The sequence below is a fragment of the Lysobacter sp. TAF61 genome (genome assembly GCF_052113485.1).
Taxonomy (GTDB): domain Bacteria; phylum Pseudomonadota; class Gammaproteobacteria; order Xanthomonadales; family Xanthomonadaceae; genus Lysobacter_J.
This window is the reverse complement of the sequence record NZ_JBFRDH010000003.1, coordinates 437,315-462,941: the sequence shown is the minus strand read 5'-3', so window position 1 is coordinate 462,941 and position 25,627 is coordinate 437,315. Positions and strand designations below refer to the sequence as shown.

General features: G+C 66.3%; 30 protein-coding genes, 2 tRNA genes and 1 pseudogene. 19 read left to right on the top strand and 14 right to left on the bottom strand.

Annotation, left to right across the window (positions count from 1 at the left end):
• Window positions 1-2: 2 nt before the first annotated feature.
• The 3 genes from AB4Y64_RS09760 to AB4Y64_RS09750 are packed head-to-tail and all read left to right on the top strand — an operon-like array spanning window position 3 to window position 1,618.
• Complete coding sequence (locus AB4Y64_RS09760; RefSeq protein WP_441816244.1) at window positions 3-422, top strand: phage tail protein; 420 nt, start codon at window positions 3-5, stop codon at window positions 420-422.
• Window positions 419-1,420 carry a phage late control D family protein gene (locus tag AB4Y64_RS09755; RefSeq protein ID WP_441816243.1) on the top strand — a complete coding sequence of 334 codons (1,002 nt, stop codon included), beginning with the start codon at window positions 419-421 and terminating at the stop codon, window positions 1,418-1,420. Before AB4Y64_RS09760 ends, AB4Y64_RS09755 begins: the two co-directional genes overlap by 4 nt.
• 45 nt (window positions 1,421-1,465) lie before the next feature.
• Window positions 1,466-1,618 carry a hypothetical protein gene (locus tag AB4Y64_RS09750; protein WP_441816242.1) on the top strand — a complete coding sequence of 51 codons (153 nt, stop codon included), beginning with the start codon at window positions 1,466-1,468 and terminating at the stop codon, window positions 1,616-1,618.
• Window positions 1,619-1,702: 84 nt separating this feature from the next.
• Here AB4Y64_RS09750 and AB4Y64_RS09745 read toward each other — a convergent pair whose 3' ends face one another.
• Both AB4Y64_RS09745 and AB4Y64_RS09740 read right to left on the bottom strand, forming a co-directional pair.
• Window positions 1,703-2,233 (bottom strand): hypothetical protein, encoded by a 531-nt coding sequence (locus tag AB4Y64_RS09745; protein WP_441816241.1) that lies wholly within the window; start codon window positions 2,231-2,233, stop codon window positions 1,703-1,705.
• A gap of 207 nt (window positions 2,234-2,440) precedes the next feature.
• Complete coding sequence (locus AB4Y64_RS09740) at window positions 2,441-2,869, bottom strand: helix-turn-helix domain-containing protein (RefSeq protein WP_441816240.1); 429 nt, start codon at window positions 2,867-2,869, stop codon at window positions 2,441-2,443.
• An 83-nt stretch (window positions 2,870-2,952) separates the two neighbouring features.
• On the opposite strand from AB4Y64_RS09740, the gene AB4Y64_RS09735 reads away from it, so the two are divergent.
• The 11 genes and pseudogenes from AB4Y64_RS09735 to AB4Y64_RS09685 form a co-directional block, all read left to right on the top strand.
• A complete protein-coding gene (locus AB4Y64_RS09735) occupies window positions 2,953-3,183 on the top strand; it encodes a DNA-binding protein (RefSeq protein ID WP_441816239.1) in 231 nt (76 codons plus the stop codon).
• Complete coding sequence (locus tag AB4Y64_RS09730) at window positions 3,176-3,448, top strand: ogr/Delta-like zinc finger family protein (RefSeq protein WP_441816238.1); 273 nt, start codon at window positions 3,176-3,178, stop codon at window positions 3,446-3,448. Before AB4Y64_RS09735 ends, AB4Y64_RS09730 begins: the two co-directional genes overlap by 8 nt.
• The gene (locus tag AB4Y64_RS09725; protein ID WP_441816237.1) at window positions 3,445-3,780 is read left to right on the top strand and encodes a hypothetical protein; all 336 of its coding nucleotides are present in this window, start codon (window positions 3,445-3,447) and stop codon (window positions 3,778-3,780) included. Before AB4Y64_RS09730 ends, AB4Y64_RS09725 begins: the two co-directional genes overlap by 4 nt.
• A gap of 82 nt (window positions 3,781-3,862) precedes the next feature.
• The gene (locus AB4Y64_RS09720; protein WP_441816236.1) at window positions 3,863-6,526 is read left to right on the top strand and encodes a toprim domain-containing protein; all 2,664 of its coding nucleotides are present in this window, start codon (window positions 3,863-3,865) and stop codon (window positions 6,524-6,526) included.
• Between the two features lie 67 nt (window positions 6,527-6,593).
• Window positions 6,594-7,235: a hypothetical protein gene (locus AB4Y64_RS09715; protein ID WP_441816235.1), complete on the top strand. Its 642-nt coding sequence runs from the start codon at window positions 6,594-6,596 to the stop codon at window positions 7,233-7,235.
• Window positions 7,228-7,428 carry a hypothetical protein gene (locus AB4Y64_RS09710; RefSeq protein WP_441816234.1) on the top strand — a complete coding sequence of 67 codons (201 nt, stop codon included), beginning with the start codon at window positions 7,228-7,230 and terminating at the stop codon, window positions 7,426-7,428. Before AB4Y64_RS09715 ends, AB4Y64_RS09710 begins: the two co-directional genes overlap by 8 nt.
• Window positions 7,425-7,691: a hypothetical protein gene (locus AB4Y64_RS09705; protein ID WP_441816233.1), complete on the top strand. Its 267-nt coding sequence runs from the start codon at window positions 7,425-7,427 to the stop codon at window positions 7,689-7,691. The genes AB4Y64_RS09710 and AB4Y64_RS09705 overlap by 4 nt, the downstream gene beginning before the upstream one ends.
• 199 nt (window positions 7,692-7,890) lie before the next feature.
• The gene (locus AB4Y64_RS09700) at window positions 7,891-8,133 is read left to right on the top strand and encodes a hypothetical protein (protein WP_441816232.1); all 243 of its coding nucleotides are present in this window, start codon (window positions 7,891-7,893) and stop codon (window positions 8,131-8,133) included.
• Entirely contained in the window at window positions 8,130-8,345 is a 216-nt protein-coding gene (locus AB4Y64_RS09695) for a hypothetical protein (RefSeq protein ID WP_441816231.1), read from the top strand. The genes AB4Y64_RS09700 and AB4Y64_RS09695 overlap by 4 nt, the downstream gene beginning before the upstream one ends.
• Before the next feature lie 35 nt (window positions 8,346-8,380).
• Window positions 8,381-8,650 carry a hypothetical protein gene (locus tag AB4Y64_RS09690; protein ID WP_441816230.1) on the top strand — a complete coding sequence of 90 codons (270 nt, stop codon included), beginning with the start codon at window positions 8,381-8,383 and terminating at the stop codon, window positions 8,648-8,650.
• A gap of 182 nt (window positions 8,651-8,832) precedes the next feature.
• Window positions 8,833-9,186, top strand: a pseudogene (locus tag AB4Y64_RS09685) (recombinase family protein); the annotation flags it as partial.
• 1,156 nt (window positions 9,187-10,342) lie between these two features.
• On the opposite strand, the gene AB4Y64_RS09680 reads toward AB4Y64_RS09685, so the two are convergent.
• The 4 genes from AB4Y64_RS09680 to ppsR form a co-directional block, all read right to left on the bottom strand.
• Window positions 10,343-10,418: transfer RNA gene (locus AB4Y64_RS09680), tRNA-Glu, on the bottom strand.
• Between the two features lie 58 nt (window positions 10,419-10,476).
• A tRNA-Ala gene (locus tag AB4Y64_RS09675) sits at window positions 10,477-10,552 on the bottom strand.
• A 47-nt stretch (window positions 10,553-10,599) separates the two neighbouring features.
• Entirely contained in the window at window positions 10,600-11,115 is a 516-nt protein-coding gene (locus tag AB4Y64_RS09670) for a DUF1249 domain-containing protein (RefSeq protein ID WP_441816229.1), read from the bottom strand.
• A 142-nt stretch (window positions 11,116-11,257) separates the two neighbouring features.
• Window positions 11,258-12,079: a posphoenolpyruvate synthetase regulatory kinase/phosphorylase PpsR gene (gene ppsR / locus AB4Y64_RS09665; RefSeq protein ID WP_441816228.1), complete on the bottom strand. Its 822-nt coding sequence runs from the start codon at window positions 12,077-12,079 to the stop codon at window positions 11,258-11,260.
• 149 nt (window positions 12,080-12,228) lie between these two features.
• On the opposite strand from ppsR, the gene ppsA reads away from it, so the two are divergent.
• Together ppsA and AB4Y64_RS09655 are read left to right on the top strand one after the other, a co-directional pair.
• Window positions 12,229-14,619, top strand: a complete 2,391-nt coding sequence (ppsA, locus tag AB4Y64_RS09660) for a phosphoenolpyruvate synthase (RefSeq protein ID WP_441816227.1) — start codon at window positions 12,229-12,231, stop codon at window positions 14,617-14,619.
• 89 nt (window positions 14,620-14,708) lie between these two features.
• On the top strand, window positions 14,709-15,599 hold the full coding sequence (locus AB4Y64_RS09655) for a mechanosensitive ion channel family protein (protein ID WP_441816226.1): 891 nt from the start codon (window positions 14,709-14,711) through the stop codon (window positions 15,597-15,599).
• A 12-nt stretch (window positions 15,600-15,611) separates the two neighbouring features.
• Here the strand turns inward: AB4Y64_RS09655 and orn are convergent, their stop codons facing one another.
• Window positions 15,612-16,169, bottom strand: a complete 558-nt coding sequence (gene orn, locus AB4Y64_RS09650) for an oligoribonuclease (RefSeq protein ID WP_441816225.1) — start codon at window positions 16,167-16,169, stop codon at window positions 15,612-15,614.
• Between the two features lie 82 nt (window positions 16,170-16,251).
• Between orn and AB4Y64_RS09645 the strand changes: the two genes are divergently transcribed.
• Window positions 16,252-16,737: a DUF2721 domain-containing protein gene (locus AB4Y64_RS09645; protein ID WP_441816224.1), complete on the top strand. Its 486-nt coding sequence runs from the start codon at window positions 16,252-16,254 to the stop codon at window positions 16,735-16,737.
• 57 nt (window positions 16,738-16,794) lie between these two features.
• On the opposite strand, the gene tadA is transcribed toward AB4Y64_RS09645, so the two are convergent.
• From tadA to folD, 4 genes are all read right to left on the bottom strand, one after another.
• Entirely contained in the window at window positions 16,795-17,286 is a 492-nt protein-coding gene (tadA, locus tag AB4Y64_RS09640) for a tRNA adenosine(34) deaminase TadA (RefSeq protein ID WP_441816223.1), read from the bottom strand.
• Window positions 17,286-18,851, bottom strand: a complete 1,566-nt coding sequence (gene guaA, locus AB4Y64_RS09635; protein ID WP_441816222.1) for a glutamine-hydrolyzing GMP synthase — start codon at window positions 18,849-18,851, stop codon at window positions 17,286-17,288. The genes tadA and guaA overlap by 1 nt, the downstream gene beginning before the upstream one ends.
• A gap of 93 nt (window positions 18,852-18,944) precedes the next feature.
• On the bottom strand, window positions 18,945-20,402 hold the full coding sequence (gene guaB / locus AB4Y64_RS09630; RefSeq protein WP_441816221.1) for an IMP dehydrogenase: 1,458 nt from the start codon (window positions 20,400-20,402) through the stop codon (window positions 18,945-18,947).
• A 102-nt stretch (window positions 20,403-20,504) separates the two neighbouring features.
• Window positions 20,505-21,404, bottom strand: coding sequence for a bifunctional methylenetetrahydrofolate dehydrogenase/methenyltetrahydrofolate cyclohydrolase FolD (gene folD / locus AB4Y64_RS09625; protein WP_441816220.1), 900 nt, complete (start codon window positions 21,402-21,404; stop codon window positions 20,505-20,507).
• 163 nt (window positions 21,405-21,567) lie between these two features.
• Here folD and AB4Y64_RS09620 point away from each other — a divergent pair, with 163 nt between their 5' ends.
• Window positions 21,568-21,879, top strand: a complete 312-nt coding sequence (locus tag AB4Y64_RS09620; protein WP_441816219.1) for a DUF1244 domain-containing protein — start codon at window positions 21,568-21,570, stop codon at window positions 21,877-21,879.
• A 2-nt stretch (window positions 21,880-21,881) separates the two neighbouring features.
• The gene (locus AB4Y64_RS09615; RefSeq protein ID WP_441816218.1) at window positions 21,882-22,652 is read left to right on the top strand and encodes an alpha/beta hydrolase; all 771 of its coding nucleotides are present in this window, start codon (window positions 21,882-21,884) and stop codon (window positions 22,650-22,652) included.
• A 4-nt stretch (window positions 22,653-22,656) separates the two neighbouring features.
• Here AB4Y64_RS09615 and moeB read toward each other — a convergent pair whose 3' ends face one another.
• The 3 genes from moeB to mobA are packed head-to-tail and all read right to left on the bottom strand — an operon-like array spanning window position 22,657 to window position 25,618.
• A complete protein-coding gene (moeB, locus tag AB4Y64_RS09610) occupies window positions 22,657-23,820 on the bottom strand; it encodes a molybdopterin-synthase adenylyltransferase MoeB (RefSeq protein WP_441816217.1) in 1,164 nt (387 codons plus the stop codon).
• On the bottom strand, window positions 23,820-25,037 hold the full coding sequence (locus AB4Y64_RS09605; RefSeq protein WP_441816216.1) for a molybdopterin molybdotransferase MoeA: 1,218 nt from the start codon (window positions 25,035-25,037) through the stop codon (window positions 23,820-23,822). Before AB4Y64_RS09605 ends, moeB begins: the two co-directional genes overlap by 1 nt.
• Entirely contained in the window at window positions 25,034-25,618 is a 585-nt protein-coding gene (gene mobA, locus AB4Y64_RS09600) for a molybdenum cofactor guanylyltransferase (protein WP_441816215.1), read from the bottom strand. Before mobA ends, AB4Y64_RS09605 begins: the two co-directional genes overlap by 4 nt.
• Window positions 25,619-25,627: the final 9 nt, after the last annotated feature.

The window sequence follows — 25,627 nt, the reverse complement described above, 5'->3', positions numbered from 1 at the left end:
CGATGATGATGGCCCTGGGCACGTTTGTTTTCTCCCTCTCGACGCTGGCCTATCAGCAGCTTCAGCGATCGAGCAGCTGGCGGCACGCGAGCAGCGAGCGCGTGGGCGCGCGTGCGGCCCGGCAGTTTGTCGGGCCTGGTGATGACACGATCAAGCTGAGCGGCCTGGTGGCGCCCGAGATCACCGGCACGCCGGCCTCGCTCGAGACGATCCGCAGCCTGGCAGACGAAGGCCGGCCGCTCTCCCTGGTGGACGGCGCCGGCCAGGTGCACGGCGCGTATGTGATCGATGGCCTCGAGGAAACGAGCAGCCTGTTTTTCACCGATGGCACGCCGCGCCGCATTGAATTCAATATCTCGCTCACCCGCGTCGATGATGAAGCGATGGCCGAGGACTCGCAGACGGCCGAGGCCTCGGCGTGACGGCCGCCGCTTACGCCGTGCCCGCGTGGCGCGTTGTGCTCGATGGCAAGGATCTCACCGACAAGATCCGCCCCAGGCTGCTCGATCTCACGCTGAGCGAGGCGCGTGGCGGCGAGGCCGATCAGCTCGATCTGCGCATTCACGACCATGACGGCCGGATGGCACTGCCGCGGCGCGGCGTCGAGCTGAGCGTAGCGATCGGCTGGGCCGATTCCGGACTGATCGAGAAAGGCCGCTTCCGCGTTGATGAAGTCGAGCACACCGGCGCGCCGGATCTCATCACCATCCGCGCCCGCAGCGCGGATCTCACGCATCCGCTGCGCACCAGGCGCGAGCGCAGCTGGCATAGCGCCACCCTGGGCACGATCATCCGCAACATCGCCGGCGAGCACGGCCTGCAGGTGCGCATCGAGCAGCGGCTCGCAGGCATCGCGATCCCGCACCTGGATCAAGTGAATGAGAGCGATGTGCACCTGCTCAGCCGGCTCGGCCAGCGCTTCGATGCGATGGCCACCGTCAAGGCCGGCGCCCTGCTCTTCGCCCCTATCGGCAGCGGCAAGACGCCGAGCGGCATCGCGCTCCCTGGTGCAGTGATCACCCGCCGAGATGGCGATCAGCATCGCTACGCGCTCGCCGACCGCGACACATTCAGCGGCGTCCGCGCCTACTGGAACAACACGCCAGGCGCTAACCGGAAATCAGTGCTGATCGGCGAAAGCGGCGACGCGAAGCGCCTGCGCGAGACGTTTAACAGCGAGGCCGAGGCACGCGAGCACGCAGCCGCGGAATGGCAGCGCATCCAGCGCGGCGCCGCGACGATGGGCTACACGCTCGCGCTCGGCCGAGCGGATCTGTATCCCGAGCAGAAACTGCGCGTGAGCGGATTCAAGCGCGAGATCGATGAGACGAAATGGCTCATCGCCAAGACCACGCACACCATCAGCGGCAGCGCGGGATTCACCACCGCGCTCGAGCTCGAAACCGATGCCAGCAGCTGATCGCTGCAGGTGGAACGCTGCCAACCCCAGAAGAGGAAACCCGCCATGAAGATCCTGATCGCCGTGATCGTTGTCGCCGTTGTCGTCGCCGTGATCGTCTATCGCAAGCGCCGCAAGGCGAGCAGCAGCACCGGCGGCGCCGGCGGGAGTTATGGCGGCGGCGGCAAGGTTCCGCGGCCGCCGCAGCAGCAGCGCTAGCATCAACGAGACAAAAAAGCCGCCGGGAAACCGGCGGCTTTTTGAATTTCATAGTTTCAGAATTCGGACCAATGGCCCAACCGCTTACCCCGCGGAATTGTGACCGCGTTCCGATCCCGCGCGACACGCCGAAAGCGAGCGATCGACGGTGCTCGCACCTTCCTCGATCGAGCGGCGTCGCGCCAGGCTATCGGCGCCGCCGGTGAGATCTCCCGCCAGGATCCGCATCGCGTCGAGCGCTTCAAAGCACGCCGCGTAAGGCTGTCGCAGATCTGTCGGAACTTCCTGCCATCGGCCGATCAGCCGGATCGCCGGCCATTCGATCTCATCGCTGATCCCCTGGGCATCGCGGGCCTCGAGGCCGCGGCGCAGATCCTCGATCGATGTCTCGAGGAAGCCGATCGTCTCGCTGGCCAGAGCTGCCGGATCCGCTGCCGGCTGCGCCTGAGCGGCTGCAGGCGGCGCGGAGGATTCCGCCGGTGCATCGGCGCGTGCGGACGGATCCGCGGCGCCCTGGGGCGCGTTGGCGGCGCCTGGTGGATTGCTCGGGAGGATGATGAGCAGCGCGATCGACGTGGCCAGCACGCCGAGCGCGATCTTCGTGATCGCTTTCACTGAGTCCCTTTCAGCTGGTGGAGCGCTTGCGCGCGTTGATGGGTATGACACGGGCCGGCGCGGCAACGATGCCAGCACGGCGGCGGTGATTATCTGCGCACTGTCGTCGCCGCTCTGGCGTGCATTCGTTCGCGCACACCACCGTTATTCCGAGTTTGCCGATCTCGATACTGCCGGCCACTACGCGGCCGAAAATGCCGCTGGGCGTCAGATCTTGCGACCCCTTTTTTTGCCGCCGACGCGGATGCTCACATTTTCCTGGTGAGCATCGCCCGCGAAAACTTGACCCTGCTCGCCGCCGGCGATCGCCACGCGCGATCCCGCAGCTGCGCCAGGCACGGCCACCACGCCAAGCGCTCGCAGTGCGGCCGCCTGCAGCTCAGGCGATGCCGCGCGGAATGTGCGCAGCAGCTCGGCCTCATCGCCGCCGAGCGCCTGCGACGTGGCGCCGGTGAGCACATAGACCACATCAACGCCCAGGCGAGCGGCGCCGGCCAGGTAGGGCGCCGATGGTGCGGCGTGCCCTAGCTCGTAATTCGTCTGTGACTTTTTCGCGACCCCCAGCTCATCAGCCATCTCGGCCTGACTCTTTCCCAGCCTGAGGCGCTCTTTCTTGAGCCTCGTTCCTATATCCACAATAGTTCCCCAAAACAGCTTGACAAGGGAAGAATCCTTCCCTACCGTGAACGTACCTTCACCAATTTACCCATTTCTAACCTATGTCGAACGTGAACGGAGCGCAGACCCGGACACCGGAAGCCGCCCGCGCGGAATTGGAGCGCCAGGGAATTTCGGTGGCGGCCTTCGCCCGCACGCATCGGCTGCCGTACTCGACCGTCTACCAGGTGCTCACCGGCGAGAAGAAAGGCCGCCGCGGTGATGCGCATCGCGCGGCTGTGCTGCTCGGCATCAAGGCCGGCGAGATCCTCGAGGTGGAGAGCCATGAGTAAAGCGCCAGGAATGAGCTGCCCCCATTGCAAAAGCGCGGCACGTGCGCGCACCAGCACCGCTCTCTCGCCGCTGTTTCGCGAGGTCACGTATCAGTGCCTCAATGACCACTGCGGCCATGTTTTCGTCTGCGGTCTCGAGGCGATCCGCACGCTCTCGCCCAGCGCGATCCCCGATCCCGAGATCAGGCTGCCTTTCTCTCAGCACGTGAAAAAGCGCGAGATCGCGCAGCAGCTCGTGCTCGGCCTGGGAGCTGAGCCGGCATGAATCAGCACGCCATCATCGAGGCCCAGCGTTTCTTTACACGGCAGCAGCCGCCGCACGCGAACGCCGAGCAGCTGCTCGAGCAATGCGCGAATCACCTCGCGGAGTCGTTCTGTCTCACCACCAGCTCGGCCATGCAGATCGCGATGAGCGTGCTCAGCGAGATCGAATCCGCAACGGCCGAGGGCTTCATCGACATCGATCGCAGCAGCTCGAGGATGGCGCTGGTGCGCGATACGGCACGGCGAACGATGCACATGGTTAGCGCTGGCGAATTGTTGAACCTGGTGCGCAGACGCGCACGGCGTCGAGATCCAGAACCTAACACCGGCTGAGATCTAAAAAACCGATTTCCCCTCTTTTCCTCGCCCGACCGCTTGCGGACGGGAGCGATCTCTCTTTGCCTGAAAAAACCCTATGCGCCCAGAACTGCAGACCGACATCACCCGCCGCCTCATCGCGGATTTCGGATTTAAGCCTAAGGGCCAATGGCTGCAGGAGGGCCGCTGTCCTGACTGCAGCAAACGCGAGATGTACGCGAGCGCCGAGGCGCCCTGGATCCTGCGCTGCGGCCGCCTGGCCAAGTGCGGCGCCGAGCTGGCGGTGAAGGACGTTTACCGCGATCTCTTTGAGAGCTGGTCTGATCGATACATCGCCAGCGAGGCGAACCCCTACGCCGCCGCCGAGGCTTATCTGCAGTATTCGCGCGGCTTCGATCTGAAACGCCTGCGCGGCCTTTTCAGCCAGGAGCGCTATCACAATTCCGATCTGAACATCGGCAGCGCGACGGTGCGCTTCACGCTCGAGTGCGGCAGCTGGTGGGAGCGGATCATCGATCGCCCTGAGCGCTTCGGAAAGCGCAAAGCGAATTTTGCGTATGGCAAACCGTATAACGGCCACTGGTGGCAGATGCCCGACACCGCCGCCGATGCCGGCGAGGTTTGGCTCACTGAGGGCATCTTTGACACGATCGCGCTCGAGCTGAATGGCATCGCGTCGCGTGCGCTGCTGTCATCGAATAACTACCCCGAGCACGCGCTCGCCAAGCTTCGAAGCGATCGCGCCGCCGCCGGCGCCGATCGACCGGTGCTGATCTGGGCGCTCGATGGCGACGCATCCGGCCGCGGCTTCACGCAGAAATGGATCGAGCGCGCACGCGCCGAGGGCTGGGATTGCAAGGCCGCGCAGATCCCGCAGAGCGGCCGCTCAAAGATCGACTGGAACGATGTGCACCAGCGCGGGAAGCTCGCCGAGAAAGATCTCGAGCTGTATCTCTATGAGGGCGCGCTGCTCACCGCCGAATCGGCCACCGCGAAAGCGCTGCTGATGTATAAGCGCAAAGAGCGCCGAGAGTTTCACTTTGGCTTTGATAACCGGCTGTTTTGGTTTCGCTTCGATGAGGCGCGTTATGGCAAGGCAAAGGAAGCGCTCGAGTCGAAAGATAACGGGCTGAGCGAGACGCAGATTCGCGACCAGGCGCTCACCGAATCCGGCAGCGTCACCGAGATCGCCAACTGCTACCCGAGCGCGCTGTATTACCAGGCGAACGCGCTCACCGATGAGAGCTGGTATTACTACCGGATCGCATTCCCGCACAAGGGAAGGCCGCTCAAGAACACATTCACCGCCGGCCAGCTGTCATCCGCCAGCGAGTTTAAAAAGCGCCTGCTCGGGATCGCGCCTGGTGCCGTATTCACCGGCAGCACGCAGCAGCTCGATCGCATCTTCAAAGAATCCCTCTACTCGATCAAAACCGTCGAGACGATCGATTTCGTCGGCTATGCACGCGAGCACGGCTGTTATGTATTCGGCGATCAACTGGCCATGAAAGAGGGCCAGCTCGGCGAAGTGAATGAAGAGGACTTTTTTGAATTCGGCAAGCTCTCGATCAAGACCCTGAATCAGAGCGTGGCGCTGCAGATCAACGCCGACCGCAACGCATACCGCACCGATTGGCTCGATATGATCTGGGAGTGCTTTGGCGCGAATGGCATCGTCGCCCTGGCCTTTTGGTTTGGCACCCTGTTCGCCGAGCAGATCCGCGGCCAGCAAAAGAGCTACCCCTTCCTCGAGGTTGTCGGCGAGGCCGGATCCGGTAAATCCACGCTGGTCGAGTTTCTCTGGAAACTATTCGGCCGCCGCGATTACGAAGGCTTCGATCCGTCAAAGGCCACGCTCGCCGCACGCGCTCGCAACTTCGCCCAGGTCTCAAACCTGCCCGTTGTGCTCATCGAGAGCGAGCGCGATAGCGACACCGCCAAGCAGAAAACCTTTGATTGGGATGAGCTGAAAACCGCCTATAACGGCCGCAGCGTCCGCTCGACTGGCGTGAAGAATTCCGGCAACGAAACGCGCGAGCCGCCATTTCGCGGCGCGATCGTGATCAGCCAAAACGCCGCCGTTACCGCGAGCGATGCAATCCTGCAGCGCATCGTGCACCTCCACTTTGACAAGAGCACGCACACCGCCGCGACCAAGCAGCTCGCCGAGAACCTCGAGCGGATGCCGGTCGAGACCGTTTCCGGCTTCATCCTCGCCGCGACCAGGCGAGAGGCGAAGGTGCTCGAGGTCCTGGGCGAGAACCGCGCGAAGTATGAAAACCAACTGATCGCCGAGCCAGAGATCAAGAGCGTGCGAATCGCTAAGAACCACGCGCAGCTGATGGCGCTGGTGGATGGGCTGCGCCACGTGATCAAGCTGAGCGATCTGCAGTATTCGGCCACGCACGCGCTGCTGGTGCGCATGGCCATCGAGCGGCAGCACGCGATCAACGCTGATCACCCGATCGTGGCCCGTTTCTGGGAGCTGTTTGAGCACGTGGACGCGCTCAACCCGCACGGCCCCGCCGAGAGCGATACCTCGATCAATCACAGCCGCGATCACGATCTGATCGCGATCAGCCTGGTCGAGTTTGAGGAACGTTGTGCGCGCCGCGGGCTGCGCCTGCCGGTCGATATGACGGACCTGAAAAAGCATCTGCGCACGTCACGGCTGCGCCGGTTTGTGGACGTCAAGACCGTGAATTCAAAAGTGACCAACGGCTCAAAGAAATGCTGGGTTTTCCAGCGCGAGCGCCAGTAACCAAGCGGCGCCGGCGGCCGAGCTGTCACTCGGCCCAAGGCCCATCACCATGAAGGAGAGAGAAACCATGCACCCGATGACCGACACCACGCCGGCAACGGCACACACCCCCGCAACGATCGACACCGGCGCCGAGGTTCAGGCTATCACGCCGCGCGAACCGGCCCCGGAAGCTGTGCAGGCCTACACGTTGGCCAGCGTCGCTTACCTCGAGGCGACGGCCGCGCGCTACCGCGCCGAGGAAACCGAGGCACGCGCCCACGCTGCAGCTCACCGCGCCGATCCTTTCCACACGCCGGCCGAGCGCGTGCTGCTCAGCAAGCTCGCCGAGAACCGCGGCGACAATGCCGCGCAGCGCGCCCAGGCTTTCCAGTACCGCGCCGATGGGCTGCGCGCCGACTGCCCCGCGGCCACCACGATCCCGCCGATGGCGGTGATCGTGCTCACCGTGCAGCGCGACCGGATCCAGCAAACGGCGCGCCTGGTGATGGGAGGCACGCGATCGGTGCAACGCACGTGGGAGCGCGTTGGCGATCGCTCATGGCGCTCCCGCGATGCGGACTGGTCCGAGGCCGAGGATCGCATCGGCGTCGAGCTGTGCGAATACATGGATGCGGTGAGCCTGCCCGATCGCGTCGCGAACATGCTGCCGCGGCCGCCGGCGTCGAAGGTCTCGAGCAACGCTGGCCAGGAGGTGAGCCATGCTTAAAGCGCTACTCATCGCCGCCGCGATCTTCTTCGCGCTCGGCTTCGCTGGTGCTCGCTGGCACACCAGGCGCGCCGCTCGCCGGCGTCTTGGGCGCGCCTACCTGGGCGACGCCGCCGGCTTCACCCTGCGCGCTCCGCGCGGCCCGCAAGCCGTGCGCCGTGAGGCCGCGGCCGTGGCGGGAGGTGCACCGTGACGCAGCGCCAGATCTCCCATGATTTCGATCTGCCCCTCTGCGCGGATGGCCACCAGGCGCGGCACATGCTCGATATGCGTGCGCCGCGCGTCGGCGGCGGCGACTTCATCGAATGCCAATGTCGCAGCACCGTCCGGCATGGCGACTTTGACCAGGCGCTCGCCGAATGGTGCCGGCTCAATGACACGAAAAAGCCGCGGATCCCCAAGCGCGCCGAGCTGCTGCAGTTTCGTCTCCCGCTGCAGCGGAGCGCTAGGCCATGAAAGCGAGCAATCGATTCGGCACGCGAGCAGCTGGCGATCACATCGATCAGCTGCGCCGCCCATCGGCCGCGCCGTCGAGCCTCCCGGCGCGCATGTGCTGCCGCTGTCACCGCCGCCGGTTCATCGGCGGCGGAAAGGTCCGCACGGTATTCCGGAACGGCCTGCGCGTGAGCGCCTTCACGTGCTCGAGGTGCGCGGCATGAAGGCCAGGATCAGCATCAAGGCCGACCAGGTCTGGGTTACGCGCGCCAAGAAAACGCGCACGCCATCGCGCCGCGTGATCGGCGTCGCCGGCGGACGCATCTGCTACTCGACGGGCCGCGAGCGCTCGCGCTGGTGCGGCGCGATCGCGTTCCGCGCCTGGGTGAGTCGCTACAACGCGAAGCCGACCAGGACGCGCCGAGCGCGCTCGCTGCAGCTGCGCGATGGAGGTGCTCGATGAGGACTTATCGCCCGCTGCCCTGCCTGGGCATCGCGCTCGGCAACGTCGCGCCGTGCACCGGCTGCCTGCGCCTGGTGCCGTCAATCGACGCCGACCAGGCGCGGATTAAACCCGCGGCGAGCGATGGGAAGTGCAGCGACTTCATCGCCGGCCGGCGCGCGATCGAGCCGGTGCGCGTGACGACGGCGGCGCCTGAAGGCGGTGCGCTGTGATGCGCCGCCCTGGTCGGATCCTCGCCGCGGCCTCGATGTCCCTGGACTACGCGCGAGCGCTCGAGACGACGCCGGCCGATGAGCGCCGCAGCTGGCCCGAGCTGCGCGCGTGGCGGCTGCCGATGTGCTGGCTGCGCGGACATCGCTGGCCCGGCACTTCATTCTCGATCACGGCCTACACGCTGGAATGGTGCGAATGCTGCGGTGAGGAAGTCGCCGGCCGCACGTCCTGGGCTCAGCTCGAGGCGCGTCCGATCGATCTCGATGAGCTGCCCTGGTTTGGCTTTGAGGATCTTGATCGGTGAGCAGTGCGAGCGAAACCCCGGGCGAAGCGCCGCGCCTGCAGTGCGAGGCGCGGCGAGCATGGCTGGGGGCTGTCCTGTGAAAGGGAGGAAAATCGTTAAACTTCGTGCAATTAATGCCCCGGATCCGCACCTAGTTGCCGCTGTGATTGCCCCCCTGATCGCGGCGCGGTTAAAGGAAGAACATGAAAAGCAACGCAGCTCTCTATCTGAGATCCAGCAAGGATCGAAAGGATGTGTCCCCGGACGCGCAGCGCCGGGCACTGCATGAGCTGGCTGCATCGCGAGGCCTCACCGTAGTCGAGGAATTCGTTGACGCAGTAGAGAGCGGCAAAGACGCCGATCGCCCAGGATTTCAACAGCTGATCAAGGCGGTGCGCAATCCCGCCCGCGGATGGAGCACGGTGCTACTGCATGACACGTCGCGCCTCTCTCGGCGTCGCGTGATCTCGCTCATGTTCGAGGAATTGGATTGCAAGGCCAACGGCGTCGCCGTTGTTTACAAAACGCTGCCCGAGGTCGATCCGCTCACCGAGATCGTGCTGAAATCGGTAATGGTTGCCTGGGACGAATATCACAGCATCTCGAGCAAGCAGAAAGGTCTCGCCGGCATGAGCGAGAACGTGCGCGCCGGCTTTCGCGCCGGCGGCCGCGCTCCCACCGGCTACATGCTGCGCAAGGTTGCCACCGGCGCCATCCGCGAGGGCGAGGCCGTAACGAAGTCGGTGCTCGAGCCGGATCCCGAAACTAGTCAGGCGATCGGCATCTATCTCCGCGAACGCGCTGCAGGCACGCCGCGACTGAGCGCGAAGGTGCGCGCCGGCATCACCGGCCAGGCCGACACCTCGCTCATCAGCATCGAATGGAACGCGCTCACCTATGCCGGCCATACGGTTTGGAACGTTCACGCAGAGCGCCAAAGCGGCGGCTATGTCGGCGGATCCAAGCGCCGGCCGCGCGAGGATTGGATCATTCAGCGCGATACGCACCCCGCGCTGATCACCACCGAGGAAGCCGAGCAGCTGCTCGGCCGCCTCGAGCTGAAAGCGAAGGCGCGCACCGCCAGGGCATCCGAACAGCGCGCACGCGATTCCGATGCTCTGCTCGGCGGCCTGTTATATGCCCCAGACGGATCGAAATGGTGGGCCGAGACGGATCGCTATCGCTGGGAGCGCAATGGCAAAGCGCGGTCGCTTTCGCGCGCCACCCTCGAGGATCAGATCACCGACCAGGTGCTCGAGGATCTTTCCTCGCCAGGCTTCGCGCCGGCGCTCATCAGCGGCACCCGATCGACGCTGGCCAGCGATACGGATCCGGCGGCCATCCGGCGGATCCGCGGGGATGTCGCCGAGCTGGCCACCCGCATCAGTCGGACGCTGGATCTTGCCGCGCAGCTGGCGGATCCGGCGCCGGCGTTGCGCAAGGTGGACGAGCTCGAGCAGCAGCGCGGGGAGAGGGAGCTGCGCCTGCAGGCGCTCGAGATCGAGGCCGAGCGTGCGGCCTGGATCGGGAAAGTGGGCGTCGCCGATGTCGCGCGGATGCTGGCCGAGATTGCCGCGGACGCAAAAGAAGCCGGCCGCAGCGAGACGCTGCGGCCGGTGATCCTATCTATCGTTGACCGGATCGAGATCGATCCGGAAACGCTCAGCGGTGGCATCTGCTACCGCATCGCGGCCCCCGAGTCGGGGGTTAAGCTGGCGTCCCCACGGGGATTCGAACCCCGGTCGCTACCGTGAAAGGGTAATGTCCTAGGCCTCTAGACGATGGGGACAAAACTTGGTTGTGAAACTCTTGGCACACATCTCGTCGGAGGAATCCCGTCGAAGAGATGGTGGAGCCAGGCGGGATCGAACCGCCGACCTCCTGCATGCCATGCAGGCGCTCTCCCAGCTGAGCTATGGCCCCACGTGTGCTGGAAAGACGAAAATTCTAGCGGGCGTTCAGCGATGTCGTCAAGCGTTCGCTGCCAGATTTTCTTCTTCGCGTCCGCCAGCGGCTGTGCCGGCGTCAACGGGGCGCAATGTTGCCACACCATGTCCCCGCTCCGCTAGATACTCGAGCCACTTTCCGAGAAACGTGTTCATCTGCGTCCGGTGGTCGAGCACTTCGGCCGGCGGCGGGTACATCCCGATCGCGTCCTGCCAGCGTCGCCCCACGTAGCAGTGGGTCACTTCCAGCTGGCGGGCGTCGTTGTACAGGCGCAGATAGGCCGACGGATCGGGCTCGCCGGTGATCGGGTCGCGCATCGCGTAGGTCAGGCGCAGTTCGGTCGTGTAGCGGTGCTGCTCGATCACGTCCAGCTGCAGGTCCAGATGGTCGCCGGCGCTGGAAATATAGCTGCCCACGGCCAGTCCGGCCGGTTCGAACATGCGCAGCAGGCGGGTGTGGTTTTCCGCGTAGAGGCCCATCAGCCAGCCGAAACGGCTGAGCCGGGGAATGCGTGCAGGGCGCGTGGCCAGGGACGTCATCATGGACCCGATCCTACACGCCGGAATGCCTGCGCGGCAGCGTTGACGACGCGCGCCGGTAGGCCTACGGTAAGCATTCATCGCGATGCTTTTTGGCGCCTCGTTTCCGGCCCCAATCCAGGCATCGGCGCCGCAACGGCGCTCAGAACATGTCGCGATGGATCCCCAGCGTCGTCAGCACCTTGCTCGAGATCTCCTCGATCGAGGTGTGGGTCGTGCTGAGCGTGGGAATGCGTTCGGCGCGGAACATCGTCTCCGCGGCGGCAACCTCGCGTTTGCAGGTTTCCAGCTGGGAATAGCGCGAATTGGGCCGCCGTTCCTGGCGGATCTGCTGCAGGCGTACCGGATCGATCGTCAGCCCGAACAGCTTGTTGCGGTACGGACGCAGGCGCGGCGGCAGGCGGTCGTGCTCGAGATCTTCCTCGGTCAACGGGTAGTTGGCCGCGCGGATGCCGTAGTGCAGCGCCAGGTACACGCAGGTCGGCGTCTTGCCGGCCCGGGACACCGCGACCAGCACCAGGTCGGCGTCGGAGTAGTCGACGGCCTGGCCGTCGTCATGGGTCAAGGCGAAGTTCATCGCGTTGATGCGGCGGTGATACGTCTCGAAGTCGAACATGCCGTGGGCGCGCCCGATGTGGCGCTGGCGGGTCTGTTCGAGCTCGCGCTCCAGGGGCTCGATGAACGGCGCGAACACGTCCAGCATCAGCGCCCCGCTCTCGGCCAGCGCCAGGCTGACGTCGGCGTCCATGCAGGAGTTGATGACCACCGGGCGCACGCCATGGACCTCGGCCGCGCCACGGATCTTCTCCGCCACCTCCCGGGCCCGCTCGACGTTGTCGACGAAGGCGATCCGGTCGGTCACGAACCGGGTATCGGTGAACTGGGTAAGAAGGCTGTGGCCGATGGTTTCGGCGGTGATGCCCGTTCCGTCTGACACGTAGAACACCGGTCTCACGCCTGCCATGGTCCGACTCCGTCTGAATTGGCCGTTCACACTATGAAAAACCCCGTCGAATCAAGCTTGTATGGATCCGACGCAGAGGCGATCATATCGTGATCACTGAAATCCTGATCATTGCGCCGCATGCGCCCCGCCCCCTGGAGACCGCCCGCTTGAACGAGAACATCCTCTGGCTGCACGCACTGCGCCTTACCGATCTGGCCCGTGTCGGCGGCAAGAATTCCTCGCTCGGCGAGATGATCGGCAACCTCGCAGGCCTCGGCGTATCCGTCCCGGGCGGCTACGCGACCACGGCCGAGGCCTTCAAGGACTTCATCGCCCACAACAACCTGCACCAGCGCATCTTCGACAAGCTCGCCACGCTCGATGTCGAAGACGTGCCGGCACTGACCGCGGCCGGTGGCGAGATCCGCAAGTGGGTGATCGATGCGCCGCTGCAGCCGCAGCTGGAAGCCGACATCCGCACCGCCTACAAGCAGCTGTGCGACGAGAACGGCGGTGGCGAAGTCGCCGTGGCCGTGCGCTCCTCGGCAACCGCCGAAGACCTGCCGGACGCCTCGTTCGCCGGCCAGCAGGAGACCTTCCTCAACGTCACCGGTGCCGACGACGTCGTGCACAAGGTCAAGGAAGTCTTCGCCAGCCTCTACAACGATCGCGCCATCGCCTACCGCGTGCACCATGGCTTCAAGCACGAGGACGTGTTCCTGTCGGCCGGCGTGCAGCTGATGGTGCGCTCCAACCTGGGTTCTTCCGGCGTGCTGTTCACGCTCGACACCGAGTCCGGTTTCCGCGAGGTGGTGTTCATCACCTCCAGCTACGGCCTGGGCGAGATGGTCGTGCAGGGCGCGGTCAACCCGGACGAGTTCTACGTCTACAAGCCGACCCTGCTGCAGGGCAAGAAGGCGATCCTGCGCCGCAGCATCGGCGCCAAGCAGCAGCGCATGGTCTATTCCGACGTCCCCGGCGAGCGCGTGCGCATCGAGGAGACTCCGGCCGATCTGCGCAACTCGTTCTCGATCAGCGATGAGGACGTGCAGGAACTCGCCAAGCAGTCGCTGGTCATCGAGAAGCACTACGGCCGCCCGATGGACATCGAGTGGGCGAAGGACGGCGTCAGCGGCAAGATCTTCATCGTCCAGGCACGCCCGGAGACCGTGAAGTCGCGCGCCAAGGCCACCCAGATCGAGCGCTACCAGCTCACCCAGCGTGGCCCGGTGATTTGCGAAGGCCGCGCGATCGGCCAGAAGGTCGGCACCGGCGTGGCCCGCGTGGTGCGCTCGCTGGCCGACATGGCCCGCGTCCAGCCTGGCGACGTCCTCGTCGCCGACATGACCGACCCCGATTGGGAGCCGGTGATGAAGCGCTCGGCCGCGATCGTCACCAACCGTGGCGGCCGCACTTGCCACGCCGCGATCATCGCCCGCGAGCTGGGCGTGCCCGCCGTGGTCGGTACCGGCAACGCGCTGGACACGATCAAGGACGGCCAGGAAGTCACGATCAGTTGCGCCGAAGGCGATACCGGCTTCATCTACGACGGTGCCCTGCCCTTCGAGCGCCATACCGCCGACCTGGAAAAGATGCCCGAGGCCCCGCTCAAGGTGATGATGAACGTCGCCAACCCCGAGCGCGCCTTCGACTTCGCCATGCTGCCCAACGCCGGTGTCGGCCTGGCGCGCCTGGAGATGATCATCGCCAGCCACATCGGCATCCATCCCAAGGCCCTGCTCGAGTACACCCAGCAGGACGCCGCGACCAAGAAGCAGATCGACGTCAAGATCGCCGGCTACGGCAACGACCCGGTCGCGTTCTACGTCGACCGCCTGGCCGAAGGCATCGCCACCATCACCGCGTCGTTCGCGCCGCATCCGGTGATCGTGCGCCTGTCGGACTTCAAGTCCAACGAGTACGCCAACCTCATCGGCGGCAGCCGCTACGAGCCGCACGAAGAGAACCCGATGATCGGTTTCCGCGGCGCCAGCCGTTACGTCGACCCGAGCTTCACCGACGCCTTCGCCCTGGAGTGCCAGGCGGTGCTGAAGGTGCGCGAGGAAATGGGCCTGACCAACTGCTGGGTCATGATCCCGTTCGTGCGCACGCTCGACGAAGGCCGCAAGGTGGTTGAGGTCCTCAAGGCCAATGGCCTGGAGCAAGGCAAGGATGGCCTGAAGATCATCATGATGTGCGAGGTCCCGTCGAACGCATTGCTGGCCGACGAATTCCTCGACATCTTCGACGGCTTCTCGATCGGTTCCAACGACCTGACCCAGCTCACCCTGGGCCTGGACCGCGACTCGGGCATCGTCGCCAAGCTGTTCGACGAACGCGACCCGGCCGTGAAGAAGCTGCTGGCCATGGCCATCTCGACCGCGCGCGCCAAGGGCAAGTACGTCGGCATCTGCGGCCAGGGCCCGAGCGATCACCCGGACCTGGCCGAGTGGCTGATGGACCAGGGCATCGAGTCGGTTTCGCTGAACCCCGACACCGTTGTCGACACCTGGTTGCGCCTGGCCAAGGCCAAGGCCAACAAGTCCAAAGCGGTGTGACCACGAACCGGTAACTTGATTGCGCTTAGACTTGCACTGAACCTGACGCCCCGCTATTGCGGGGCGTCGCATTTTGCAGGAGGTGAATCTTGACTCCCGAACAACTCGCCAACGCGATCCAGCAGACCGACGACTGGAGCGATGTCGCCATCGAATGGGGCGTGCGCCTGGGCGCGGCGCTGCTGGCGCTCTACATCGGCATCCAGATCGCCAAGTGGCTCGCCCGCGCCGTCTCGCGCGCACTGACGCGCGCGCACGTCGAACCGACCGCGCAGCAGTTCCTCAGCCGTGTCACCTACGTGCTGATCCTGATGGTGTTCGTGCTGGCGATCCTGCAGATCTGCCTGAAGGTCTCGCCGGCCTCGCTGTTCGCCGTGCTCGGCGCAGCCGGCCTGGCGATCGGCCTGGCGATGAAGGATTCGCTGTCCAACGTCGCCTCCGGCGTGATGCTGGTGACGCTCAAGCCGTTCCGTGTCGGCGACATCGTCGATCTCGGCGGCAAGAGCGGCAGGGTCGAATCGGTCAGCATCTTCCAGACCAAGCTGCGCGGCGCCGACAACCAGACCATCGTGCTGCCCAACAGCCTGATCACCACCGCCCCGATCATCAACCTCACGCCCGACACGGTGCGCCGCATCGAGCTGGTCGTGGGCATCGGCTACAACGACAGCATCGAGGCGGCACGCGCGGCGGTGCTGGCGATCATGCATGCCGACAAGCGCATCCTGCCCGAACCGGCGCCCGACGTGGTCGTCTACGAGCTGGCCGACAGCGCGGTGAAGCTGGGCATCCGCTGCCACGTCAGCAACGCCGACCACTTCAACACCAAGTGCGACCTCAACGAGCGCATCAAGGCCGCCTTCGACAAGGACGGCATCAGCATCCCCTACCCCCAGCGCGACGTGCGCATGTACCACCACGTGGCGCAGGACCAGGGCGTGAAGGTAGTCGTGACTCCGACGCCGGCGAAGCCGGAGTAGCGGCCGGCGGGCCTACAGCCCGCCCAGCTTCCCCATCGACTGCCGGTAATGGCGCAGCTCGGCGATGGAATCGTGCACGTCGCTCAATGCCGTATGCCGTGCGTCCTTGGCGACGCCGGCGAGCACTTCGGGGGCCCAGCGCCGCGCCAGTTCCTTGACCGTGCTGACGTCGAGATTGCGGTAGTGGAAATAGCGTTCGAGCTTCGGCATCAGGCGATGCAGGAAGCGGCGATCCTGGCAGATCGAGTTGCCGCACATCGGCGAACGGCCTGCCTGCACCCAGTGCGCCAGGAACGCCAGCGTGCTGGTTTCGGCCTCGGCCAGCGTCACGCGGCTTTCGACGACGCGCTTCCACAAGCCGGACTTGCCGTGCTGGTTGCGGTTCCACTCGTCCATCGCTTCCAGGCGCGACACCGGATGCACGATCGCCAGCTCCGGCCCTTCGGCCAGGATGTTGAGCTGCTTGTCGGTCACCAGCGTGGCGATCTCGAGGATCGAATCGTTGTCGGTATCCAGGCCGGTCATTTCCAGATCGATCCAGATCAGATGCTCGTCGTTGGTCGCTGCCATGGGCTCGCACTGAAGGGATGTCGGTAGCATCATACAGGCAGCCCCCGCCGGCGCCCTCCGCAACGCAGTCACGGAATCCCGCATGCCCGCACCCGTCGCGATCGACCCGTCGCACTACGCCGTCGTCTCGGCGATGATCACGCCCGCGTTCTTCCTGACCGCCGCCAGTTCGCTGCTGATCTCGTCGAACAACCGCCTGGCCCGGGTCGTGGACCGCATGCGCAGCGAGATCGAAGTGCTCCGCGCGACCGAGCAGGGGCCGGCCCGGGTCGCACTGGAATCGCGCATCGCCACGCACCGGCGCCGCTCCTACCTGGTGCTGGCGGCCGTGCGGATGCTCTATGCGGCGATCAGCGCCTTCGTCGGTACCAGCCTGGGCATCGCCGTGGACGCCTTCCTGGGCTACCGGCTCGACCTGCTGCCAACCGGGCTGGCGATGATCGGCGTGCTGCTGATGTTCGCCGCCTCACTCTGCCTGGGCCGTGAGGCCAAGCTCGGCCTGCACATGCTCGACCTGGAACTCAACGAGCAGCTGGCGAAGGACAAGATCGACCTCAGGAACGACTGACGGGTCGCTCCCTTCTCCCGCTCGCGGGAGAAGGGGCCCGAAGGGCGGATGAGAGGCTCAGGCCTTTCCGCGCTTGCGCCGGAAATAAGCCGTCAGCCGCGCGCCGGACTCTTCGCCCAGCACGCCGCCTTGCACCTGCACGCGATGGTTATGCTTGGGATCGGCGAGCAGGTCGAACACACTGCCTGCAGCGCCGGTCTTGGGATCGCTCGCCCCATAGACCACGCGTGCGACACGCGCATGCACCATCGCCATGGCGCACATCGCGCACGGCTCCAGGGTCACGTAAAGGGTCGCACCCAGCAGGCGATGATTGCCGAGGCGGCGACCGGCCTGCCTCATCGCCACGATCTCGGCGTGCGCGCTCGGGTCCTGCTCGGTGATATTGCGGTTCCAGCCTTCGCCGAGCGCTTCGCCTTCGGCCGACACCAGTACCGCGCCTACCGGAATCTCGTCGTCCTCGTGCTCGGCGCGGTCGGCCAGCGCCAGCGCGTGCCGCATCCAGCGCTCGTCAGCATCAGATTCCGCAGGCGGCTGGAACGAGGACATCACTCCCACTCAATGGTCGCGGGCGGCTTGCCACTGATGTCATAAACAACGCGAGAAACACCGCGCAACTCATTGATAATACGGTTAGAAACCTTGCCGAGGAAGTCGTACGGCAGGTGCGCCCAGTGGGCCGTCATGAAGTCGATGGTCTCGACCGCACGCAGTGCGATCACCCACTCGTAAGCGCGCGCATCGCCCACCACGCCGACCGACTTCACCGGCAGGAACACCGCGAATGCCTGGCTGGTGCGGTCGTACAGGTCGGCCTTGCGCAGCTCTTCGATGAAGATGTGGTCGGCCTTGGCCAGAAGCTCGGCGTACTCGCGCTTGACCTCGCCGAGGATGCGCACGCCCAGGCCCGGGCCCGGGAACGGATGGCGATAGACCATCGCGCGCGGCAGGCCGAGCTCGACGCCCAGGCGCCGCACCTCGTCCTTGAACAGCTCGCGCAGCGGTTCGACCAGGCCCAGCTTCATGTTCTCGGGCAGGCCGCCGACGTTGTGGTGGCTCTTGATGACGTGGGCCTTGCCGGTCTTGCTGCCGGCCGACTCGATCACATCGGGATAGATGGTGCCCTGTGCCAGCCACTTGGCGTTGGCGAGTTTCGACGACTCCTCGTCGAAGATCTCGACGAACAGGTTGCCGATGATCTTGCGCTTGGCCTCCGGATCGTCGACGCCCTTGAGCGCGTTGAAGTAGCGGTCGGCGGCATTCACGCGCACGACCTTCACGCCCATGTGCTCGGCGAACATCGCCATCACCTGGTCGCCTTCGTTCCAGCGCAGCAGGCCGGTATCGACGAACACGCAGGTCAGCTGCTCGCCAATCGCCTTGTGCAGCAGCGCGGCGACGACCGAGGAATCGACGCCGCCGGACAGGCCGAGGATCACCTCATCGGTGCCGACCGTATCGCGCACGCGGGCGATCTGGTCCTCGATGATGTGCGCGGCGGTCCACAGCGTCTTGCAGCCGCAGATATCGGTGACGAAGCGGCGCAGCAGGGTCGTGCCCTGCTTGGTGTGGGTCACTTCCGGATGGAACTGCACGCCGTACCAGCGCTTGGACTCCAGCGCCATGGCCGCGACCGGGATGCGGTCGGTGACGGCGGTGACGGTCCAGCCCGGCGGCGCCTTGGCGACGTGGTCGCCGTGGCTCATCCACACGTCGATGCGCGGCTCGCCGTCATGATCGGACAGGCCGCCGAGCAGCGCGTCACGGGCGACCAGCTCGACTTCGGCGTGGCCGAATTCGCGGGCATCGGCGGCCTCGGTGGCGCCGCCCAGCTGCGCGGCCAGGGTCTGCATGCCGTAGCAGATGCCCAGGATCGGTAAACCGGAATCGAACACTTCCTGCGGCGCGGCGGGCGCACCCTGCTCGGTCGTCGACTCCGGGCCACCCGAGAGGATGATGCCCTTGGCGCCGAACTTCGCGATCTCGGCCGGATCGTGGTCCCAGGCCCAGATCTCGCAGTAGACGCCGATCTCGCGGATGCGGCGGGCAATCAGCTGCGTGTACTGCGCGCCGAAGTCGAGGATCAGGATCTTGTCGCTGTGGATGTCGGTCATCGGAATTCGGCAGGGCAAAGTCGCTGGGTTCCCGCCTTCGCGGGAATGACGGTCTACTGCGGCAGTAACAACAAACGCCGGACCGCGCCGGAATCACCCAGCGCGGTAGTTCGGCGGTTCCTTGGTGATCTGCACGTCGTGCACGTGGCTCTCGCGCGCACCGGCATTGGTGATCCGCACGAAGCTGGGCTTCTTGCGCATGTCCTCGATCGTCGCGCAGCCGACATAACCCATCGTCGCGCGCAGGCCGCCGGCGAGCTGATGGACGACGTTGCGCAGCGGGCCGCGGTACGGCACGCGACCTTCGATGCCTTCCGGCACCAGCTTGTCGGCGTCCGAAGCGTCCTGGAAATAGCGATCCTTGGAGCCCTGCTCCATCGCGCCGATGCTGCCCATGCCGCGGTAGCTCTTGTAGCTGCGGCCCTGGAACAGCTCGACTTCGCCCGGCGCTTCCTCGGTGCCGGCGAACAGGCCGCCGACCATCACGGTGGAGGCCCCGGCGACCAGCGCCTTGCCGATGTCGCCCGAGTAGCGGATGCCACCGTCGGCGATCAGCGGGATGCGGTCCTGCAGCGCCTCGGCCACCATCGCCACGGCGGTGATCTGCGGTACGCCGACGCCAGCGACAATGCGCGTGGTGCAGATCGAGCCCGGGCCAACGCCAACCTTGACCGCGTCCGCACCGTTGTCCATCAGCGCCAGAGCCGCATCGCCGGTGACGATATTGCCGCCGATGACCTGCAGCTGCGGGAAGTTCTTCTTCACCCACTTGACCCGGTCGAGCACGCCTTGCGAATGGCCGTGCGCGGTATCGACCACGACCACGTCGACGCCAGCGGCAGCGAGCGCTTCAATGCGCGCCTCGGTGTCGCCACCGACGCCTACCGCGGCACCGACCAGCAGTCGTTCGCTGCTGTCGTAGGCGGCATTGGGGTTGTCGGACTTCTTCTGGATGTCCTTGACGGTGATCAGCCCGCGCAGCTCGAAGCCGTCGTTGACCACCAGCACCTTTTCGATGCGGTGCTTGTGCAGCAGGCTCAGGACTTCCTCGTCGGTGGCGCCTTCGCGCACCGTGATGAGGCGGTCCTTCTTGGTCATGATGTGGCGGACCGGATCGTCGAGCTTCTTCTCGAAGCGCATGTCGCGGCTCGTCACGATGCCGAGCAGATGGCCGCCTTCGACCACCGGCACGCCGGAGATGTTGCGGGCGCGGGTGAGCTTGAGCACTTCGGCGATCGTGGTATCGGGGCCGACGGTGAACGGCTCCTTGATCACGCCGGCCTCGAACTTCTTGACCGAGGCGATCTGCGCGGCCTGCGCCTGGACGCTCATGTTCTTGTGGACGATGCTGATGCCGCCCAGCTGGGCCATCGCAACGGCCAGGCGTGCTTCGCTGACCGTGTCCATCGCCGCCGACAGGATTGGCAGACGGATGTTGAGGTCGCGGGTGAGGCGGGTCGTGAGCGAGACGTCCTTGGGCAGGACGACCGAATGGGCCGGGACGAGGGAGACGTCGTCGTAGGTCAGTGCTTCAGCCTGGATGCGCAGCATGGGCAGGGGCCGGGAGGATGAAGCAATGAATTGTAACCCGGAAGGCCACCTTAATGCGCACATCGCGGCTGGAACGCTGTGGTCGACTCAGGATGCCGGGCTTCAAGACACCGGTGACCAGCCGCGACCCGAATCGGCCGCCTCCGCCGCTTCCAGCGTGTTCTGCATCAGCGTGGCAACGGTCATGGGTCCGACTCCGCCCGGGACCGGCGTGATCCAGCTGGCGCGTTCAGCCGCGGCGGCGAAACCGACGTCGCCGACCAGGCGGCCGTCATCGAGGCGGTTGATGCCGACGTCGATCACCACCGCGCCCGGCTTGACCCACTCTCCCGGGATCAGGCCCGGGCGGCCGACCGCGACCACAAGGATGTCGGCGTTGCGGATCGAAGCTTCGAGCACGTCGGGCGGGGTGAACTTGTGGCAGCTGGTGACCGTGCAGCCGGCGATCAGCAGTTCCAGCGCCATCGGCCGGCCGACGTGGTTGGACACGCCCACGATCGTCGCGCTCTGGCCGCGCACGGCCTTGTCGGTGTAGGCCAGCAGCGTGGTGATTCCACGCGGCGTACACGGGCGAAGGCCAAACTGGCGCAAGGCCAGGTGACCGACGTTCTCCGGATGAAAGCCATCGACATCCTTGCGTGGATCGATCCGGTGGATCAGCCCGGTAGCGTCGCGGCGGTCGGGCAGCGGCAGCTGGACCAGGATGCCGTGGACGTCGGGGTCGGCGTTGAGCCGGTCGATCAGGGCCAGCAGTTCGTCGTTGCCGGTGTCGGCCGGCAGGTCGTAGTCGATCGCACGGATGCCCACTTTTTCCGCGGCACGGCGTTTGTTGCGGACATAGACGCTGGACGCGGGATCGTTGCCGACCAGCACCACCGCCAGGCCCGGGCGCGACTTGCCGGCGGCGACGCGCGCGTCGACCTGGGCCTTGAGGTTGTCGAGCAGGTCGTCGGCAATGCGCTTGCCGTCGAGGATGCGGGCAGTGGGAGTCGAGGCGGTCATGCGGTCGCTGGGTTACAGTCGAGGCCGCGCATTATCGCCTATTCGACGCGTGCTTATTCGACGCGTGCTTATTCGAGGCGCGCTTGTTCGAGGCGCGCCTGTTCGACCCGCACCCATTCGACACCCCCCCCACTGCCCTGCTCCGCCCGGAACGGAGACCCCCATGACCGACACCGATTTCGAAACCACCCAGATCGAAGCCGCGGCCTTCCGGCGCCTGCTCCAGCATCTGATGGTCGAGCGCACCGACGTGCAGAACATCGACCTGATGATCCAGGCCGGCTTCTGCCGCAATTGCCTGTCCGACTGGTACCGCGATGCCGCCGAGCATCGCGGCATCACCATGACCCGCGACGAGGCGCGTGAAGCGGTGTACGGCATGCCCTTCGCGCAATGGAAGGCCGAGCACCAGAAGGACGCCACCCCCGAGCAGCTCGCCGCGTTCGAAGCGGCGCGGCGCAGGCACGAGGGCTGAGCATGCGCAAACAGCTGCTCGGCTGGGCCGCACTGCCGATCCTCGGCTACGCCGGCATCTGCGCCTGGCTGTTCGCCAAGCAGCGCGAACTGATCTACTTGCCGCAGGACACCCGCGTCGACGCGGCGCAGACCGACTTTGCCATCGAGCGCGACGGCGTCCGCCTGCGCGGCTGGGTGGTCAACCCGGCCCGGCACGAGCCGGTGATCTATTTCGGCGGCAACGCCGAGCGCGTGGAAAACCGGCGCGAACAACTCGGACGCGTGCTGCCGGGGCGCAGCATCTATCTGGTCGCCTATCGCGGCTACGGCGCCAACGAAGGTGCGCCGAGCGAAACGGCCCTGTTCGCCGACGCGCTGGCCGTGTTCGATGACGTGCAGGCACGCCATCCGGGCGAGGCCGTCAGCGTGATCGGCTCCAGTCTCGGCAGCGGCGTGGCGAGCTACGTGGCGTCCAGGCGGCCCGTGTCCCGGCTGGTGCTGGTGGCGCCGTTCGACAGCCTGGCGGCGGTCGCACAGGCGCATTACCGGATGTTTCCGATTCGCTGGATCGTGAAGGACCGGTTCGACTCGGCCGGTTACCTGCACGGCTACCAAGGCCCGGTGATGGTGATCCGCGCCGGCCGCGACCAGGTGATCCCGGCCTCCAGCACCAATCGCCTGATCGGATCGCTGGGCCGTCCGCCGCAGGTGATCGACCTGCCCAAGGCCGATCACAACACCATCGGCACCGACCCGGGATTCGAGCAGGCGCTGCAGAAGTTCATGCTCTAGCGCGTCACCCGGCGCAGAACTGCACGTAGTCGATGTAGCCCGGGAACTCGCGTCCTGCCGCGCAGACCGGGCACTGCGGATCCGCCGACAAACGCGTCTCGCGGAACTTCATCGCCAGTGCGTCGAAGCCCAGCAGGCGCCCGGCCAGGGAATCGCCCAGGCCCAGCACCAGCTTGATCGCCTCGGTCGCCTGCAGCATGCCGATCACGCCTGGCAGCACGCCAAGCACGCCGGCCTCGGCGCAGTTGGGCGCAGCCTCCGGCGGGGGCGGCTCGGGGAACAGGCAGCGATAGCACGGCGCCTGGCCACGGTGGCGGCCGGCGTCGAAGACGCTGACCTGGCCTTCGAACCGGTGCACCGCGCCGTACACCAGCGGCTTGCCCAGCTTCACGCAGGCATCGTTGAGCAGGTAGCGCACCGGAAAGTTGTCCGCACCGTCGATGACGACGTCGGCCTCGGCAATCAGCCGTTCGACGTTGTCGGCGGTGATGCGCTCGGGGAATGCCTCGATGGTGACGGTCGGATTGAGCGCCGACAGCGCGATGCGCGCCGATTCCACCTTGGCCACGCCGATGCGGTCTTCGGTGTGCAGAATCTGCCGCTGCAGGTTGCTGCGGTCGACCACGTCGTCGTCGGCCAGAACAATCGTGCCGATGCCGGCCGCAGCCAGGTAGTACGCCGCCGGTGAACCCAGTCCACCCGCACCGACCATCGCGATCCGCGCGGCCTGCAGTCGCCGCTGTCCGCCCTCGCCCACTTCCGGCAGCCGCAGATGGCGCGAGTAGCGGTCGTAGAAGTCGAAATCGCCTTCGGGCCGGGTCAGCGGCAGGCCCTCTGCGATCCAGCGCGTGGTGCCGCCCTCGACCGAACTCACGCGCCGATAGCCCGCTTCCAGCAGCGCCTGCGCGGCCTGCAGCGAGCGCCGGCCGGACTGGCAGATGAGCACGATGTCGGCGTCTGGATCGGGCAGTTCTGCCTGTGGCTGCGCCTCGAGATCCGCCTTGGCGACGCCGCGGGCGCCTTCGGCAAACCCGCCGGCGCGCTCATGCGACTCGCGCACGTCGATCAGCACCGCGCCCGATCGCTGGCGGCGCAGCGCCTCTGCCGGGGAGACTTCTTCGATGTTCATGCCGGCATTATCGCGCCGTCTGTCCGCAAGCAGGGGCACTACGCATAGCGCAGCACCTCGACCACTTCGCCCGCCGCCAGGCGCTGCGGGCCGTCCGGGATCACGATCAGCGCATTGGAGTCGGCAACGGCGCGCAGCCGGTGCGAGCCGATTGCCGGGTTCGGATCCGCACGCAGCACGCCGTGGTCGTCGCAGAACACCCGGGCCCGCATGAACTCGCGGCGCGGATGGGCCTTGTCGATCGGGCCGAGCAGTTGCGCACGCTCCAGCGGCCGCGGATCGGTGCGCCCCTGCAGCGCGTCGACCAGGGCCCGGCCGAACGATAGGTAGGTGGCGAACACCGACACCGGATTTCCGGGCAGGCCCAGCACGCGCGCCTGGTCGAGGCTGCCGAACAGCAGCGGCATCCCTGGCTTCATCCGCACCTTCCAGAAATGGGTCTGGCCGAATTGCGCCAGCACCGACGGAATGTGGTCTTTTTCGCCGGCCGAAACGGCGCCGCAGGTGATCACGATGTCGAACGCGCAGGCGGCATCGCGCAGGGCGATCTCGACCCGCTTCGGATCGTCCGGCAGGCGCGGCCACGCCGTCGGCTCGAGCCCGTCGGCGCGCAGCAGCCCCATCAGCAGTTCGCGGTTGCTGTCGTAGATCTCGCCGGGGGCCAGGGCCATGCCCGGCTCGACCAGCTCGTCGCCGCTGCTGAACACCGCCACGGTCGGCCGACGCACGACCGGCAGCGAAGCCAGCCCCATCGATGCCGCCAGCGAAACCCGTGCGGGCGTCAGCAGCGAGCCGGCGCGCAGTACCTGGTCGCCCGCGGCCACGTCCTCGCCCGCGAAGCGCACATTGGAACCAGGGGCGACGTCGCCGCCAACCGTCACGCGGTCGCCATCGACCCGCGCGTTCTCCTTGATGACGACCGCATCGGCGCCAACCGGCAGCGGTGCGCCAGTGGTGATGCGCAGGCATTCGCCCGGCCCGACCTGCAGCCCCGTCGAACGACCGGCGAACTGTTCGCCAACCAGTCGCAGCGTGGTCTCGCCGTCACCCAAGTCGGCGTGGCGAACAGCGAATCCGTCCATCGCGCTGTTGTCGAAGGGAGGCAAGGACAACGGCGCGTGGATGTCGCCTGCGAGGATGCGGCCATGCGTTCGCGACAGCGCCAGCGTCTCGGTTTCGAGGCGGTGCGCTGCCGCCACGTCGCGGACGATGGCCAGTGCGTCGTCGAACAGCAGTCCAGTCGGGAATCCGGTCATGTGATGCCAGCGGCAGCCAGGTCGTCGGGAGTGTTGAGGTTGCCGAAGCGTACGCCGTCCAGTCGCACCGCCGCCATGCCGAGCGTGGCCTGCAGCGAGTGCACCGCCATATCGCCACGCGCCAGTGCGGCGCTGGCCGCCGGCCGCAGCGCCGCCAGCGACCACAGCGCAACCAGTGGCTGGGCGCCGTCGTCATCGACGGCAAAGGCGCCGCTGGCGCCGGCGTGTGAAGCCAGGGTTGGCAGCAGGCATTCGTTGACGCCGACCAGGTCGACCGGAATCGTCAGCAGCCACGGCGTGGCGCAGGCGGCCGCCAACGCATCGATGCCGGCCAGTGGGCCCAGACCACCGCCCACCCTGTCGACGACGGAATGCAGCCCGGCAGCGGCGTAGCGCGCGGCATCACGATTGGCGCTGACCAGGACTGCGCTGGTGTCACCGGCGAAGCGGCGTTGCCAGCGGATCACCTGGGCCAGGCCGTCACGCTCGATCCAGGCCTTGTCGACGCCGCCCAGGCGCGTGCCGCGGCCGCCGGCAAGGATGCCGAGGGTGATCTGCGAGGCGGGAAGCAGCGTTGTCATCGACCACCG